The sequence below is a fragment of the Paenibacillus glacialis genome (assembly GCF_001637205.1).
GTDB classification, from domain to species: Bacteria; Bacillota; Bacilli; order Paenibacillales; family Paenibacillaceae; genus Paenibacillus_AQ; species Paenibacillus_AQ glacialis.
The window spans coordinates 105,205-121,435 of record NZ_LVJH01000017.1 but is presented as its reverse complement, the minus strand read 5'-3'; the positions used below and the strand labels follow the sequence as shown (position 1 = coordinate 121,435).

Sequence of the window (16,231 nt, the reverse complement as noted above, 5' to 3'; positions counted from 1 at the left end):
GATACATAGATTTATAGATTCATATCATAATCAAAATAATTGAAACCTATTTCACTGCAGCTTTACTTCAACTGTTGTTGAAAAAAAGGTTGCTCCTTCTCCCATATCTGCTAGTCGATCTGGTGTTAATACGTTGGCACGTTGTTTCCGTCCATCTTTTTCCCACCATAATCCTTGACTGATCACAGTACCTGGAAGCATTTTATCCGTAACAATAGCCTTCAACTCATAACGCCCACGTAGATTAAATACGATCACATCATCATGATCTTTAATTCCCCTTACTGCAGCATCCTGTGGATGAATTTGCAGCGTCGGAGCTTTTTCGATTCTTTGAAGCTTCTCCACATTAGCAAAGGTAGAATTTAGAAAGTTATGATTCGGTGGTGAGATGAACATCAGTGGGTACTGATCATCTACTCCTGGACGGCGTTCTCCATCATAACCTTCGTGAAGGGGAACGTACTCCGGTAGTGGAGGTAACCCTGCCTCCATCATCGCCGATGAATATAGCTCTATTCTACCCGATCGTGTCGGTAGGCGTTCAAGAAAGGTCTGTTGTGGCGTCATATCCAGCTTCACAAATTGGTGCTCTTTCAGTGCTTTAAGTGTCACACCATTCAGATACGGGTTCGATGGATATTGTAACGCCTCCGTAATCATATCCTCTTCACTTTGGCTAAAAGGCTCTTCATCCATACCCATCGCACGTCCCAAAAGCGAGAACAGCTCCATATTACTCTTACTCTCACCTTGTGCAGGAATGACAGGCTCTTGCAGTTGGATATATTGGTGCCAGTATGAACTAAAGAGATCCGTACTTTCAAATGATGATGTGGCTGGTAACACAATATCTGCATACTTCGCTGTATCTGTGAGGAACAAGTCGTGTACGACCGTAAATATATCTTCACGGGCGAATCCCCGCTTCACTCTGTCTGCATCCGGTGCGACGACAACAGGGTTACTACAATATACGAATAACGCCTTAACAGGATTGTCTTCCCATTCGAGAGCTTCAGCGATACGATTCATATTGATTGTGCGTGCTTTAGGATTAGGGCGAAGCTGAGGCCGCTCAAGCTTAGCGCTATTCATCTGCGCATAGCCCCCATTAGATCTCGAAGCTCCACCACCACGTCTTAGCCATTGTCCTGTCAAGGCAGGCAAACAAGTAATGCTCCGTACATTCATACCCCCATTATCATGATGCTGAAGACCATTCCCAATATGAATGTAAGAAGTATCTGCGCGTCCATACATGACAGCAAGCTTCTCAATATCTTCAATGGGAACTCCTGTAATACGAGACACTCTTTCTGGCGTATACGACTGTACATGCTTACAAAGTTCCTCACGTCCGATGGTGTATTGCTTCATAAATTGTTCGTTCACAAGATCATCTCGGAACATCACATGCATCATCCCCAGTGCCAGAGCAGCATCAGTGCCTGGATAGAGGGGAATAAACCAATCAGCCCATTGTGCTGTTCTATTACGGTGTACATCAATGACGATAACCTTCGCACCCCGTTTACGAGCTTGCTCCGCTAACACCACTTGATGCATGTTGGTGCTGATGATGTTACCGCCCCATACGATAATAACATCGGCATTTATCGTGTCTTCTGGGCTAGTTCCACCATTAAAGCCCATCGTGTATCTCCAGCCTGCTGTACCCGCGGAGTTACAAATGGACTGCTTCAAGCGACTTGCTCCAAGCGCATTGAAGAATCGACGGTCCATCCCATCTACACTGAGAATCCCCATATTTCCATAGAAGCTATAGGGTAGAATAGACTCCGACCCATGATCACGAATGCACTGTTTCAGACGACTTGTAATCTCACTAACAGCCTCATCCCAAGAGATCCGCTCGAATTGACCTTCACCCTTAGCTCCCGTTCGTCTCATTGGATATAGTATCCGATCAGGATGATATACACGCTCTGTCATGTTTCTTACTTTATTGCAGATTGCTCCCTGCGTAATTGGATGGTCGGGGTTCCCTGTAACTTTTACAATCTTGCCCTTCTCTTTATGCAGTAGCAGACCACATGTATCCGGGCAATCGAGCGGACATACCGCTGGAAACACACCATTCTCTTGTTCGATCATCTCTGCTACACTCCTTTAGGATCTTTTTATATAAACGTCATCTGACCTTAATCTACTTCTATCATAAATCTACACCTTCAATTCCGCAAAGAAAAACCAATAAAACATGGCTAAACCAGTTGAAAGCTACGCATATGCCAAAAAGGTCGACCTCCCTAAAATTCCATTAGGAAAAGACCGACCTAACTTATCATATACACCCTATGAAAAATATAGCTTACAACGCACGTTTTTGTGATGCACTCGCTTTCGAGATACTATCCGTAACCGTAAGCGAAGTCGCTTGTTGTTCACGTAGATAGGCTACCCAATAAGCTGCAGCGACAAAGATTACGCCACCCGTTAAATTGCCTAACCAAACAGGTACGAAATTTATCAAATATTCTCCCCATGAATAGTGACCCGCAAAGATAGCTGCTGGAATAAGAAACATATTCGCTACAACGTGCTGAAATCCTATAGCCACAAAGGCCATTGTCGGGAACCATATCCCTAATATTTTGCCACTTATATTATCCGATCCATAAGATAACCATACCGCTAGAGCTACTAACCAGTTACATCCTACGCCTGAGACGAAGGCTTGTAGAAAAGTTGCATCTAATTTATGCCCCGCCATATCCACTACTTTCTCCAAATACACGCCCGTTTCCGTCAGCCCAACGATATGTCCGAAAAAGTAAGCGACGAATATTGCTCCTACAAAGTTAGATAATGTAATTAGTATTAGATTCTTCAACATTTCCCATGTCGAAATCTTCTTCGCCATACGAGCCAGTGGCACTGCCATCATATTACCTGTTAGCAGTTCACCTCCAGCCAGTAATACAAGAATAAGTCCTACTGGAAAGACGGATGCTCCAATGAAATTAACGATGGAACTCCATTCTTTTGGTGCTCCGGCGATAACACGAATATCGAGCAGAAATCCAAGTGCAATAAAGGCGCCACCTAAGAAACCAAGAATGAGTACCGTTGCAAGTCGATTATGGGCTTTCTTCGTACCCATCTCAACTGTAATTTCAGCAATTTGCTGAGGTTTGTAATAGGCCATGATCCTATCCCCTCTAATCCAATTTAGTTAAAATCTAATCTATTATTATGATTGTAACGTAAATCTTTCACTTCTAAACGTAATAAATGTCACAATAAATGAATTGTAGTGAAAGTTTTCACAAAATAGTTATGATTTGCGCAAAGTGATCCTGGTCACTTTTACATTTCTATACAGAAAGACCCCTTGATGTATGCTTCAAGGGGTCTACCTGTTAGATTATTTCAATAGAAGACTGATTCGTTAGTTCGCTAAATATGTCGTCCTAAACCATTACTGGTTCTGATTTAGCTACCACAGGCAACGCCTGTAAACCAGCCGCGTTCAGGAAGTTCCATGGCTTGTTGTAGTGCGGTTGGAAGAAGAAGTCGATGAATCCAAGCTGATCGACTGTCATCCGATTCTGAATACATACCGAGATCGTATTAATCGATTGTGTGAGATCCACCTTCGACATAAGCTGGGCACCGACAATACGGCGTGTTTCTTTTTCAAATACAACCTTCAACGTCACGCTTTCTGATGTTGGCATAAATTCAGGACGGTAATGGTCGGTCATGCTCACTGTCTCGACCTGTAAGCCTTCATCTATTGCGGATAATTCTGTCAATCCTGTAGCTGCGATATTGTCTTCGTATATTTTGATGCCTGATGTACTTTGCGTGCCCATATAAGGAATCGTCTGAGCCATCAAGTTGCGCGCAACGAGAGTACCCATACGTACAGCGTTCGTAGCAAGAGGGATGTAGGCATGTTTGCCAGTTGGATTGTAATGAATCGCACAGCTATCCCCTGCCGCAAAGACATCCTTCTTACTTGTCTGCATATAATCATCCACGATAATCGCACCATTCGGTAGCATATCCACTTGCCCTTTCAGCAATTCCGTATTCGGACGGAAGCCAATGCATAGTATAACCAAGTCTGTTTCATACTCCCCTTGTGAAGTAATGACTTTGCTCACACGACCATCTGTTCCTTCAAATGCAGTTACTGTCTGATTCAGTGCAAGCTTAATGCCCTTACTCTGAAGCGTCTCTTGGATCGCATCTGTGAACTCAGGATCAAGATATTTGTTAAGAATACGATCGACACCGTCAATCAGCGTCACTTCTTTACCATTCATCTGAAAGGCTTCTACCAATTCCACGCCGATGTAACCTGCACCGACCACCGTTATACGCTTCGCTTGACTCGCCTTTTCGATAATCGTGTTCGAGTGGTTGTAATTCTTACACAGCAAGATATTCTCTAATTCAATACCCTCAAGTTTCGGAATGATCGGCCATGACCCTGTCGTCATAATCAATTTATCGTAGGTATCTCCAAACTCCTCACCGTTCACCAAATTACGTACCGTAAGTCGCTTGCCCTCTGTATCTATATTTATCACTTCATGAAGCATCTTTGTATTGACTCCCAGTGTAGCTAATTGATCTGGAGAAGAGTAGAACAGACCCTGTGGATCTTTCACCACACCACCTACATACAATGCTATTCCACAAGACAAGAAAGATATATTATCATTACGCTCATATACGGTAATTTCAGCTTCTGGATATAATTTTGCGGTATTTACGATGGCTGCCGTTCCGGCATGTGTACAACCTATGACTGCTATTTTCATGATTTGTTCCTCCTCCAAATTGGGTGTTCTATATAGATTGAATACTTTGTGAATTAATTCACCTTTATATCCTTTATTATAGTGTGATATTTTTCACATTGCAAGGGGTATTGATAAAATTTTCACAATGTTCACAATTAAGAATACCCCTCAACGTCGCCTCTTCTCCTTGTTTGAGAGTAATAATCCTTGATTATATCTGAAAACAAGTGATTTATATCCTATCCAAATATTGTGATGTAACTATCTTAACCCACTGTTTTAGTGTGACATATAACAACCATTTATATTCAAAAGGAGCTGTTCCGAAGGGGGCGTGAAATCCCCCACTCGGCCCTAATATAGTTATTGCAATCCATTCGGGTCCCCCAAATAACCAACCCTGTCTTCATCTAGACCTCTATTACATTACTTCAGATTGTACGTTTCGGATGAAGTGCTAGGGAAATGGGTTATTTTTGTTATGGTTCACTATATCGTTGAGATTTCTACAAATCTACACACAAACAAACCGACTCTGCACAGAGTCGGTTTGTTTGTGTACCTGGAATTAATATTTAGAAATAATCTGAAAAGTAAGGATGCTCATTCCGAATTAATTTCTCAAGCAAATGGACACTTGTATCGTCACCTTGCATACGACCGATTTTCGCGAGATACGTTGGACGTTTGTAACCCATAAACATGGTGGTCAATGTCTGAATGTTGATAATAACAGAAGGTTTGCCACCGCCTTCCTTCAAATACCCTTTCCCTGCTTTATCTACCATTAATGTAAAGGTTCCTTGGTTCCATTCGAGCATTGGATCGTGCAGGCTGAATACGAGCTGACAATCCGCTTCTTGAATTTGAAACGGGTACTGCTCAATGAAGAGTGCGACGTCTACAATCCGAGCCATATAATACGGAGCAATGGTCTCCTTAATATCGCCGTCATCCAGTATGAACGCCAACGGCTCGTCCTTATAAATATCTCCCTTAACCAACGTTATCATCGAAAAGTGGGCACTGACAAAGTTCCACAATCCCGTTCGTGCCTCTTCATCGAGATACATCATCTCTTTAATATGGAAGACTTCCTCAGCTATCCAATACAACAGATACCCCATCGGCTTCTCGTTGCTATCATAGTAAATGGCGACCGTCATGTCATCCAAATCCCATCGCAAATACTCTTCCCATGCTAGTTCATTTCGGAGCATCGCCCCATGATTTTGTAATGCAAACTCTTCATAGATCGTCTTTATATCCAGATGTTCGATCGTTACACGATCTACATTACCCGGAACCATTTTCAACTTCGGCAGCTGGGTATCTTGGACTTCAAATGAAATTTTATCGGAGATAATCTCCCAACCTTTACGCCGATAATAGGGAATCGAGTACGGGTACAAGTACGAAATCGATTGTTTCCTATCTCTCATATTACTTAAAGCGTGCAACATGAGCTTGTTCATTAAGCCCAAATTGGCATACTCTGGGTAAGTTCCAACACCTGTCAGTCCGCCCATCTCATAAATATGACCGAATATATTCACCTGAAAAGGGTACACTGCAAGCTGTGATATGAGTTTATCGCCATCAAACCAACCTAATACATCGGCATACTTCAGCACGGGCAGCTTAGATTGTGCAATCTCCCTGTTCTCCCAGCCGAATGTTTGCAAATCACGGTTGGTCACTTGAAAAACATAACGCAGCAAATTATTAAACTGCTCTCCGTGTATCGTTTCGACACTCTTTAATTTGAGTCTGTCTTGCAACTTACGGCGATTCATCGGTTATAACCCTCCATTTGTGTAATACCAATACCCATTAGTTTCTATTTCTACACTGTAAACTATACAAAAGAGAAAGAATTTCAATGCCCTTCTCCAGTACGTATTCAGGTATGTGAAATCACGATTTGTTCATTAACCATTAAATGTAGCAAAAAAAAGCCACTCATCCGGTAGGCGATTTATCCCCCTACAAATAACCAAAATGAGGTAACCTCATAAAAAGTCTACCATGTTCTCGGTATCGGTTCAAACTGCCAATATGGCTAACCCTTTAGTCACCATAGAATAAAAATGGTTCAAAACTAGAACAATATATTCAACATAATGTTAGTATTTGCAGAAATCGGACTCGTCAGCCCTATTATACCCACTTATATGAATGAACTCCGTACGAGCGGAAAAGTCATAGGAATTGCTTAATCCCCTTAATATTGGCCATCCTCACTCTTCTTCTCTGCTTTATTCAGACGATCCCATCAACATCATCATTACTGAACAATCGTTATATTCATAATGACATTTGTTGAAATGACAATTACAATGACAATAATGAGTTCATAATTAATAGGAGTTGAGATCAACTGAATAAAAAACAGCAAGCGAGCGAACTGACGAGAAGACGAATAGTAGAGTCAGCCCGCCATGTATTTATTCAAAAGGGATATGCCGCAACATCCATTGAAGACTTAAGCGCCGCATCGGGAAGTAGTAAGGGGAATATCTATTACCATTTTAAAAACAAAGAAGGACTAATGCTCTTTCTATTACAAGAGTGGGAACGTGAATGGGAAGAACAATGGAGTGAAATTGAGCCTCTTTATACTACATTTATAGACAAAATGTACGGTATTGTCGATTACTTAGTCCAGAATGGGTTCAACCATCCACTAACCAAAGTAGCCAATGAATTTTACTCCAACAAATGGGTAAAAGATGATATTCAAGAACAAATTTCTCAAATCATGCTGGCTCGCGTGAAATTTAACGAGATATTACTACAAGAAGGTATGAAACAAGGGGAATTTGAACTTGGACAAGATGAAATCAACATTATTGCTATTATTTTCGAAGGTTTATTAACTGGACTTGGTGAAATGACGCAAAATGCCAACCTAGATCAAGCGTTAAAGATATACAAGAAATCGATTGACGTGTTCCTCTATGGTATTACTAAGAGATAATAACATGATATTTTTAAAAAAGGCTTATATCTCTAGGATTCCCCCTAAAGAATAAGCCTTTCATTTATCTCTAAGCATATGCTTTCGCAGTATTTTTCCTACGGAAAAATTGTAAACTATATCAATCCTGTAATCACACCATCTTCATCCATAGCCATATGCTCCGCAGCGGGAGACTTAGGCAGACCAGGCATAGTCACAACATTTCCTGTGTGAACGACTACAAACCCTGCACCAGCAGATAAAGAGACATCTCTAACATGCATCGTAAATCCTTCTGGGGCACCTAGCAGGCGTGGTTGATCTGAGAAGGAATACGGCGTTTTGGCCATACATACAGGAAGACTACCATATCCGAGTCGATTAATCTCAGCGAGTCCTCGTACAGCGGATGGAGAGAAGGATACACCAACACCACGATAAATATCCGTCACAACCTTTTCAATCTTTGATTGGATATCCAATTCATCAGTATAGAGTGGGGTAAAGTTCGAAGTCTCACTATGTAGGAGCTCCACAAGCGTCTCAGCAAATTGTATCGCACCACCACTCCCTTCAGCCCATGCCTTCGATATTTCTACCCGTACCCCAAGCTGCTGACAACGTTGTTGTACTAGCATGATTTCCTCAGAGACATCTCCTTCGAAGTGATTAATTGCAACCAATACAGGAACCCCGAATTTGCGAATATTCTCGATATGTCTTTCCATATTGCATAGCCCTTGATGTAATGCATCTATATTAGGGTACTCAAGCTCCTGCTTTGGAACACCCCCGTTATATTTGAGTGCTTTGACTGTAACGACGAGGACAGCTGCTGCTGGAGTTAGACCCGCTTGACGACATTTAATATCAAAAAACTTCTCAGCGCCCAAATCTGCTCCAAATCCTGCCTCTGTTACGACGATCTTCGCCAGTTTCAATGACAACCTTGTGCCCACGACGCTACTGCATCCATGTGCAATATTAGCAAAAGGTCCTCCGTGTACTATAACAGGTGTACCCTCTAATGTCTGAACCAGATTCGGCTTCATCGCTTCCTTAAGAAGAATAACCATCGCTTCCACTGCGCCCAACTCAGCAGCACTCACGGCATCCCCGGCTTCGTTATATCCAATAACCATTCTCCCCAGTCTGTTCCTTAAGTCTGACAAGTTCTCACTGAGACATAGGACAGCCATGATCTCTGAAGCTGTCGTAATGAGAAAGCCAGACTCTCTTACGTTACCGTTTCCATCACCAAGCCCTGTCACAATATTGCGCAAACTCCGATCATTCATGTCCATGGCGCGCTTCCATACCAACCGCTTCGAATTCAATCGCAAAGTATTTCCATGGAATACGTGATTATCAATCATCGCAGATAATAAATTATGAGCGGATGTCACAGCGTGGATATCTCCGGTAAAGTGAAGATTAATGTCATCTGCAGGGACAATCTGTGCCTTCCCACTCCCTGTTGCTCCGCCCTTCATACCGAAGCATGGTCCGAGTGAAGGTTCTCTAAGCGCAGCAATTGTAGACTCTCCAATGGCATTCAAACCTTGCGCAAGACCGATCGTAGTCAATGTCTTTCCCTCACCTGCAGGCGTTGGATTCATAGCGGTCACAAGCACTAACTGACCATCTGGGCGATTCTTAACTTCTTTCCAAACGCTAGGATTGATTTTGCTTTTATACTTACCGTACAATTCTAAATGCTCTTCGGCAATGCCTATGGCGTGAGCAACTTCAATAATAGGCTTCATGTTCTCAAGTAACCCCCATTAATGTTCTGTATAAATCTATTTATCATTATGTAAATCAGACAACCACTATTGTACCTGAAAGAAACGCAGAAATATATTAAACTAACCTCACAATTGACCCCATTCATCCTAAGTAAAATCCTACCTCTAACATTCATCCTAACATTTGATGACACTGTAACAACCAAAAAAAGAGTGGTGTAAAGGATAGATATCACTCTACATCACTCTTCAAACTCTTTTATAGGATCTGTGAATTTCATATTTCATGAAGTCTTTAATTACAGCAAATCCTTCATCGCCTGAACCATCGTCTCTGGAGATGTCTTCGGCTCGAAGCGTTCAACGACTTGTCCATCACGGTTAACCAAGAACTTCGTGAAATTCCATTGAATTGCGCTATCTTCACCAGCACCTGGTTGTTGTTCTTTCAAGTACTGAAACAACGGATGTGCTCCTTCACCATTCACGTCTACTTTTGCAAATACCGGGAAGGTTACACCGAAGTTCACTTGGCAAAATATTTCCGCTTCTTCACTGCTACCTGGCTCTTGTGCACCGAATTGATTGCATGGAAAACCTAAGATTTCCAAACCTTGTTCACGATATTCCTTGTACAGCTTCTCAAGATCACCATACTGCGGTGTCAACCCACACTTGCTAGCTGTATTGGCAATGATAAGTACCTTACCTTTGTATTCCTCTAGTGAAACTTCCTTGTTAGCCGGAGTAGCTGCTGTAAACTCGTATACGGACATCCTAGTTCCCCCTCGCTTTCGTATCAAGATAGGTTGTACTCCATTGAAATGGTCGGACGAATCTATCTATCCTCTTTATCATATAAGAAATAACTTTAATATCCAAATAAGCTACAACGATCCATCGTATCATTCAATTGAAAAGCTATACTAGCATGGCCTTTCGAGTAATCATATGAACCGATAAATTCACAAGGGATAAGTCCACCAAACTCTAGCCATACCCTTATTCTAAGTTATTGTTATAAAGTGGACTCGTTACAATGATGATCGAACATCACAGGCAGATCAAATGCCTCGGCAATAAGACGGAATGACTTCATTTTATCCTCGAAATTATGAATGATACTTGCGATCATAATTTCCTGTGTATTGTAATCTTCACATATTTGTAGAATCTGCTCTTTCACTTGCGATGGATTGCCTACGACGACTCGCTTACGGTTCTCTTCAATACGGAATCGATCATACGGAGTGTACGTATAATTTAGAGCCTTGTCCACAGAAGGAGTCCCTGCAGATCTCGCACTCTTCTCCAACAGAACAAATGAAAGATCCATACTCGAAGCAAGTCTATTTGCCTCTTCTTCCGTATCCGCACAAATAGCAAAGATGGCTACCATCGATTGCGGCTCACTAAATACTACAGAAGGTTTAAAATTCTGCTGATAATCTCTCATGTACTGACTGCCACCCTGGCCGTTAATGAATTGGGCGAATGCAAATCCTGCTCCACGCTCTGCAGCAAGCACCGCACTATCACCGCTAGATCCGAGCAACCACATCTCCGGTACCGTATCGACTTTCGGCGTCGCAATCAAGCCAGCATAACGATGTTCATCACTTAATGTGTCATTTAGATAGCAGATTAGATCATCTATCTTGTCCGGATATCGATCTATCGTTCGTTCCTGTCCCTCTTGAAGCGCTTGTGTAGCAAAGGGCATCCCACCGGGAGCGCGCCCTAGACCGAGGTCAATACGTCCTGGATACAAACCTTCTAATAGACGAAAGTTCTCTGCTACTTTATAAGGACTATAATGCGGAAGCATTACACCACCCGAGCCTACTCGTAACGTTGACGTCTTAGCTGCTAAATGAGAGATCAATACTTCAGGACTCGAGCCAGCTAGACTCGTTGCAAAATGGTGCTCTGATACCCACAACCTGTGAAATCCCAACTTCTCTGCTTCTTGGGCCATGATGGCAGTCTGTGCAAGTGCCTCTACTGGCGTGCTTCCTTCTGAAATCGTAGATTGATCCAACATGCTAAGCTTTATCATAAGTCGTCAAGACCCTTCTTAGAAAAAATGATTCTTAAATTATAACATTTGGGTTTGTTATTTCAGCAATGAACCATGCCCGTTATGCACTATTTTCATAATACAAAAGCCACATCCTTAAAGAAAGAACTTAGCTCATTTACAAAATACAGAGCATAACAATCAAGTTCGTTACGCTAAGTTTCTAGTTTCCTTTTAGCTATCATGAATTTCAAATGAACGCCAATACTGCCGTACTTCTTCTTCGCGGATCACATAGCCTAATTTGATGAGTTCGCAACGCAGATCCTTTACATTGGCAGTATCTTTCTTGTGCAATGCGTTCTCGCGTGCTTTCATTAAGGCATTAATAGCTGGCGGCAGATCGGGTGAGTCCACAACCCAGCGGCGATATTGTTCCTTATAAGGATCACCAGAAGGTATAAAGGGGTATTCATACAGCTCTAATGTACTCGCTAGACGCTTAATCGATAAGTCGTAAATCTCACGAGCAAGTTCTTGTCCTGATGGTCCCAGTAAAATAAAGTATTTCCCATCTAAGAATGCTGCGGTAATCTCTTCTCTATTAATCGCTTGGACCACTCTGTCTTTATCAAGCTGCAAGTACTTATCCGTGATGGTAACTACCAGCGTCTCGGTGATGAACGCGAGAGCAAACCATATCCCAGCAGCCAAACCGAGCACGGAACATATAATTTCCATCCAGGGTTCTTTGAAAGAAGTAATAAGCTCGATGGGTCCCCTAAATGGAATCCAAGGCAATGTTAATGTCCACGCTGCTAACGCCGGGAGAAAGTACCCTATGATGATGCCAATCAGGGGAATACCCGTAAACAGTAGAACGCGCGTTGTTGTTGAAAATCCAATTTCAGTCGACTCATGCCGTGCCTTTACCGTTGTTGCCACAGGCTCTTACCTCCGTTCAATACGCTGCATAAGCAATTGTTGTGTAACCTTACCTTATTATCGGATTGCATTATTAACCGCTTCAATCCAAATCAGCCTATAATCCAATTTTAATCCCATCAGCATATAGCTACTGATATTGTCGAAGACCATGGCTAACACATGCGCCCTAGCAGTTATGTTCATAGGCGAAACGACTCCCAGAGTAACTCCTTTTTCCAATAACTCCGAGAATCCATTAAGAAAATCCTCCTGCATTTGCAATAATCTTTTATGATAATTCTCATTCCGGGTGATCGTTAATAGAAATTCATTCAATATACGCATAACACTATCGTCCTCATCTTCTAACAGGAGTATGCGCAGGCCGTTCTCGATAAGCATTTCCTGAAAATTAATAGATGTGAACTCATCAATCGTGAAATAGGCTTCAAAATGGTAATCTTTAAAGCTATCCTCAAAGAGATAATCGATCAATGCTTCTTTAGAAGCAAAGTGATAATATATTGCCGGCTTCGTGATTCCTACTTCTGCTGCGATCATAGACAAACTAGTCTTATCGAAGCCGTACTCGGAAAACAGTTTATAGGATGCGTCCACAATATTCTGATGCGTTTTATTATTACTCGCCATTTTCATTCAACTCCATATTCATTTACTTACCGATAGTTAGAATTTATCATATGAAGTGACTCCCTGCAATACAACTTCCGTAGATCATAGCAAGAAGCCAGATCGCAATGGATCCTAATAGTAAGAAACATCCCACACAACGGAGGAATTAATCGAAATTAATATCACAACTAAGTGGATTCTATATAGCTAATGATAGCTAATGATTAACCAAATAAAACGTAGCCTGAAATACGAGGCTACGTTTTATTATATATTCGTATACAGTTTGTTCTATAATTCCAAGGTTATGCACCTATAATCTCACTTTATTCATTCTATGTAATCCGTCATTGTAATAGTTGAGGGGTTGAGGACTGAGCCAACTTCACTAATAAGTGGGACAAACTATGTCGCTCTGCCAACGTGCCAACCTTCCAAAGTTCCTGCAAAAGTTTCTCTTCACGATTACGTGGTTCTTCATTATCTGATAAATAACCAGCGATTTTCTGAGCCATATTTACTAGTTGCTCATCACTGAGGCCTATAGATTTTCCAAGATTAATTCTTTTACTTAAGTAGTTCTGGAACAATTCAAAATCACAGAGAATGCCATCCTTACGACTCTCACTGATCCTGTTTAAGACGTCATCCACTTTAGTCATATCTAATGCTCCATCTTTATTCACTACGTGATTATGCTCGGACATGGGATGCCTCCTTTAAATTTGACTACATCATTAAGAATTAGCATTTACTCCTTCTTCAATTCATATCCCTCAGAATTGATTTAATATCAGCGATATATCGTCCATCACCTTCACAAAAAGGGCAACAATGTCGATATAAAATTAGTTAGCATTCCTATCTGTCCATTGTATATATATGATTTCATTTTGTTTCAATACGGAGGAATTAGCATGGCAAATATTATCGTAGTTGACGATTCTCAATTTATGCGACTGATATTAAAAGAACTGATCACAAGTATGGGGCACGTTGTAATTGCAGAGGCGGAAAATGGTTATGATGCTGTCTTGAAATATTCTGAACTACGTCCAGATTTGGTCACCATGGATATCAACATGCCTAGGATGAGCGGGGTCACAGCCCTCAAGGAGATATTAAAGATTGATCCGAAGGCTAAAGTTCTCATCTGTTCTGCTTTGGGTCAACAATCCATGATTACCGAATCCATTCGAGCAGGTGCAAAGGATTTCATTGTAAAACCTATTCAAGAAGAACGGATTATTGAAGCCATCAGCAAGGTTCTTGATAGTTAATATGGTCCAAGAAGGCCCACCTATTGATCATTCAAGAGAAACCACACATTCTAACATACAAAAAGGAGAGGGGCTTTTAGACCCCTCTCCTTTAAATTACAACTTTCTTATTTCTTACGCGAATACCCCTTACTTCCACCATTTGAACTCCGGCTACTGGAACGCCCAGCAGATGACCCGCTTGAATTACCTCCGCGCGTACTTCCTCCGCGAGCCTCACCACCTCGTGCACTTCCAGCACGGGATCCGCCACCGAATGAACTACCTCCGCGAGCTTCGCCTCCGCGGCCATTTCCACCACGGGCTGCGCCTCCGAATGTACTTCCCCCGCGAGCTTCGCCTCCGCGGCCATTTCCACCACGGGCTGCGCCTCCGAATGTACTTCCTTCGCGAGCTTCGCCTCCGCGTCCATTTCCACCACGGGCTGCGCCTCCGAATGTACTTCCCCCGCGAGCTTCGCCTCCGCGGCCATTTCCACCACGGGCTGCGCCTCCGAATGTACTTCCTTCGCGAGCTTCGCCTCCGCGTGAACTTCCACGACCTTCGCCTCCAGCTCCACTTCCTCCGCGTCCACTACCTCTACGATTACCACCATCTTTATTCTGCCAACCAGAAGTCTGTTTACGACCCGAAGACTGTCCACGACTGCTTAGATCGCCACCATCACGTTTCCCTCTTGATGCTTGACCCGCAGCACTGGATACATTCATCTTCTTAAATTCACTCTTGCCACTATGATTCTCATAACGTAGCTTTTCGATTTTATGTTTGATTTCAAGCTCTATGCGTTGAACTTCCGGCTTATCTTTAGGATCAGCAAGCGTAATAGCGAGTCCCTTGTCGCCCGCACGACCCGTACGACCAATCCGGTGAATATAACTTTCTACATCATGTGGGATATCGTAGTTGAATACATGTGTAATACCCTCAACATCCAACCCACGTGCTGCTACATCCGTAGCTACTAGAACATGTAACTTCGCTTCACGGAATTTCTTCATCACGCCTTCTCTCTTCGCCTGAGAAAGATCCCCGTGAAGTTCATCCGAATTATATCCATTTTCTCGAAGTGCCTCATTAAGCATCTTCGCACGACGTTTCGTACGACAGAATACAAGAGCCAAATACGGATTATATTCATTAATCATGCTAAATAGTGCTTCTTGCTTGTTTCGATCAGAACATTCGATAACAACTTGACGAATATGTTCAAGTGGAACAAGTGAATTCTCACCCTTAATAATAATATCTTCGGCATCCGTTGTATAAGCGCCTGCGATTCTCTTGATCTCAGAAGGCATCGTTGCTGAGAACAACATCGTCTGACGACGATACGGAAGCGCTTGAATCAACGTCTCAACATCGTTCAAGAAGCCCATATGAAGCATTTGATCCGCTTCATCTAGCACTAACATCTTCACTCCACCAAGATCAAGCGTACCGCGTCCTAGATGATCTAACAAACGACCTGGTGTACCAATAATAAGATGACGTCCGCCTTCAAGCTTGCGAAGTTGTTTGTCAACATCCTGTCCACCGTACACAGCGAGGATTTTAACCTCTGTGTTCCGTGCCAACTTACGTGCTTCTTCCGTGATTTGTAGAGCCAATTCACGTGTTGGAGCAACAATTAACGCCTGAGGAAACTGACGGTTCACGTCTATCTTCATCATGATAGGCAATAAGAACGCTAGCGTCTTGCCTGTTCCTGTACGAGCCCGCGCAATAACATCTCGTCCTGCTAGAAGCAACGGAATCGCTTCACGTTGTACAGGGGTTGGTTCAATAATACCTTGATTGTAAATCACTTTATCTAATTCGCTCGAAATGCCTAAGTCTTGAAATTTGGGCAAATCTTTCACCTCGTTTTAATTTTATTT

13 protein-coding genes and 1 pseudogene are annotated in these 16,231 nt (G+C 42.4%); 3 read left to right on the top strand and 11 right to left on the bottom strand.

Annotation, left to right across the window (positions count from 1 at the left end):
• Nucleotides 1-51: 51 nt before the first annotated feature.
• The 4 genes from PGLA_RS10405 to PGLA_RS10390 all read right to left on the bottom strand — a co-directional run bounded on the left by PGLA_RS10405 (nucleotide 52) and on the right by PGLA_RS10390 (nucleotide 6,577).
• Entirely contained in the window at nucleotides 52-2,118 is a 2,067-nt protein-coding gene (locus PGLA_RS10405; RefSeq protein WP_068532271.1) for a molybdopterin-containing oxidoreductase family protein, read from the bottom strand.
• 217 nt (nucleotides 2,119-2,335) lie between these two features.
• The gene (locus tag PGLA_RS10400) at nucleotides 2,336-3,172 is read right to left on the bottom strand and encodes a formate/nitrite transporter family protein (protein WP_068532269.1); all 837 of its coding nucleotides are present in this window, start codon (nucleotides 3,170-3,172) and stop codon (nucleotides 2,336-2,338) included.
• Nucleotides 3,173-3,437: 265 nt separating this feature from the next.
• Nucleotides 3,438-4,799 carry an FAD-dependent oxidoreductase gene (locus PGLA_RS10395; RefSeq protein WP_068532267.1) on the bottom strand — a complete coding sequence of 454 codons (1,362 nt, stop codon included), beginning with the start codon at nucleotides 4,797-4,799 and terminating at the stop codon, nucleotides 3,438-3,440.
• A 557-nt stretch (nucleotides 4,800-5,356) separates the two neighbouring features.
• Nucleotides 5,357-6,577, bottom strand: a complete 1,221-nt coding sequence (locus PGLA_RS10390; RefSeq protein WP_068532265.1) for a GNAT family N-acetyltransferase — start codon at nucleotides 6,575-6,577, stop codon at nucleotides 5,357-5,359.
• A 584-nt stretch (nucleotides 6,578-7,161) separates the two neighbouring features.
• Here PGLA_RS10390 and PGLA_RS29390 point away from each other — a divergent pair.
• Together PGLA_RS29390 and PGLA_RS10385 are read left to right on the top strand one after the other, a co-directional pair.
• Nucleotides 7,162-7,323, top strand: a pseudogene (locus PGLA_RS29390) (TetR/AcrR family transcriptional regulator); the annotation flags it as partial.
• A 9-nt stretch (nucleotides 7,324-7,332) separates the two neighbouring features.
• Entirely contained in the window at nucleotides 7,333-7,761 is a 429-nt protein-coding gene (locus tag PGLA_RS10385; protein ID WP_245699795.1) for a TetR family transcriptional regulator C-terminal domain-containing protein, read from the top strand.
• A 116-nt stretch (nucleotides 7,762-7,877) separates the two neighbouring features.
• Here the strand turns inward: PGLA_RS10385 and PGLA_RS10380 are convergent, their stop codons facing one another.
• From PGLA_RS10380 to PGLA_RS10355, 6 genes are all read right to left on the bottom strand, one after another.
• Nucleotides 7,878-9,509 carry a formate--tetrahydrofolate ligase gene (locus PGLA_RS10380; protein ID WP_068532261.1) on the bottom strand — a complete coding sequence of 544 codons (1,632 nt, stop codon included), beginning with the start codon at nucleotides 9,507-9,509 and terminating at the stop codon, nucleotides 7,878-7,880.
• Nucleotides 9,510-9,790: 281 nt separating this feature from the next.
• Nucleotides 9,791-10,267, bottom strand: coding sequence for a glutathione peroxidase (locus tag PGLA_RS10375; protein ID WP_068532260.1), 477 nt, complete (start codon nucleotides 10,265-10,267; stop codon nucleotides 9,791-9,793).
• Between the two features lie 242 nt (nucleotides 10,268-10,509).
• Nucleotides 10,510-11,550, bottom strand: coding sequence for an LLM class flavin-dependent oxidoreductase (locus PGLA_RS10370; protein ID WP_068532258.1), 1,041 nt, complete (start codon nucleotides 11,548-11,550; stop codon nucleotides 10,510-10,512).
• Between the two features lie 195 nt (nucleotides 11,551-11,745).
• Nucleotides 11,746-12,456 (bottom strand): YqeB family protein, encoded by a 711-nt coding sequence (locus tag PGLA_RS10365; protein ID WP_068532256.1) that lies wholly within the window; start codon nucleotides 12,454-12,456, stop codon nucleotides 11,746-11,748.
• Nucleotides 12,457-12,513: 57 nt separating this feature from the next.
• Nucleotides 12,514-13,089: a TetR/AcrR family transcriptional regulator gene (locus PGLA_RS10360; protein WP_068532254.1), complete on the bottom strand. Its 576-nt coding sequence runs from the start codon at nucleotides 13,087-13,089 to the stop codon at nucleotides 12,514-12,516.
• A 329-nt stretch (nucleotides 13,090-13,418) separates the two neighbouring features.
• Nucleotides 13,419-13,778: a DUF3243 domain-containing protein gene (locus tag PGLA_RS10355; protein ID WP_068532252.1), complete on the bottom strand. Its 360-nt coding sequence runs from the start codon at nucleotides 13,776-13,778 to the stop codon at nucleotides 13,419-13,421.
• A gap of 210 nt (nucleotides 13,779-13,988) precedes the next feature.
• Between PGLA_RS10355 and PGLA_RS10350 the strand changes: the two genes are divergently transcribed.
• Nucleotides 13,989-14,351 (top strand): response regulator, encoded by a 363-nt coding sequence (locus tag PGLA_RS10350; RefSeq protein WP_068532250.1) that lies wholly within the window; start codon nucleotides 13,989-13,991, stop codon nucleotides 14,349-14,351.
• Between the two features lie 107 nt (nucleotides 14,352-14,458).
• Here the strand turns inward: PGLA_RS10350 and PGLA_RS10345 are convergent, their stop codons facing one another.
• Nucleotides 14,459-16,204, bottom strand: a complete 1,746-nt coding sequence (locus PGLA_RS10345) for a DEAD/DEAH box helicase (RefSeq protein WP_068532248.1) — start codon at nucleotides 16,202-16,204, stop codon at nucleotides 14,459-14,461.
• Between the last annotated feature and the right edge of the window lie 27 nt (nucleotides 16,205-16,231).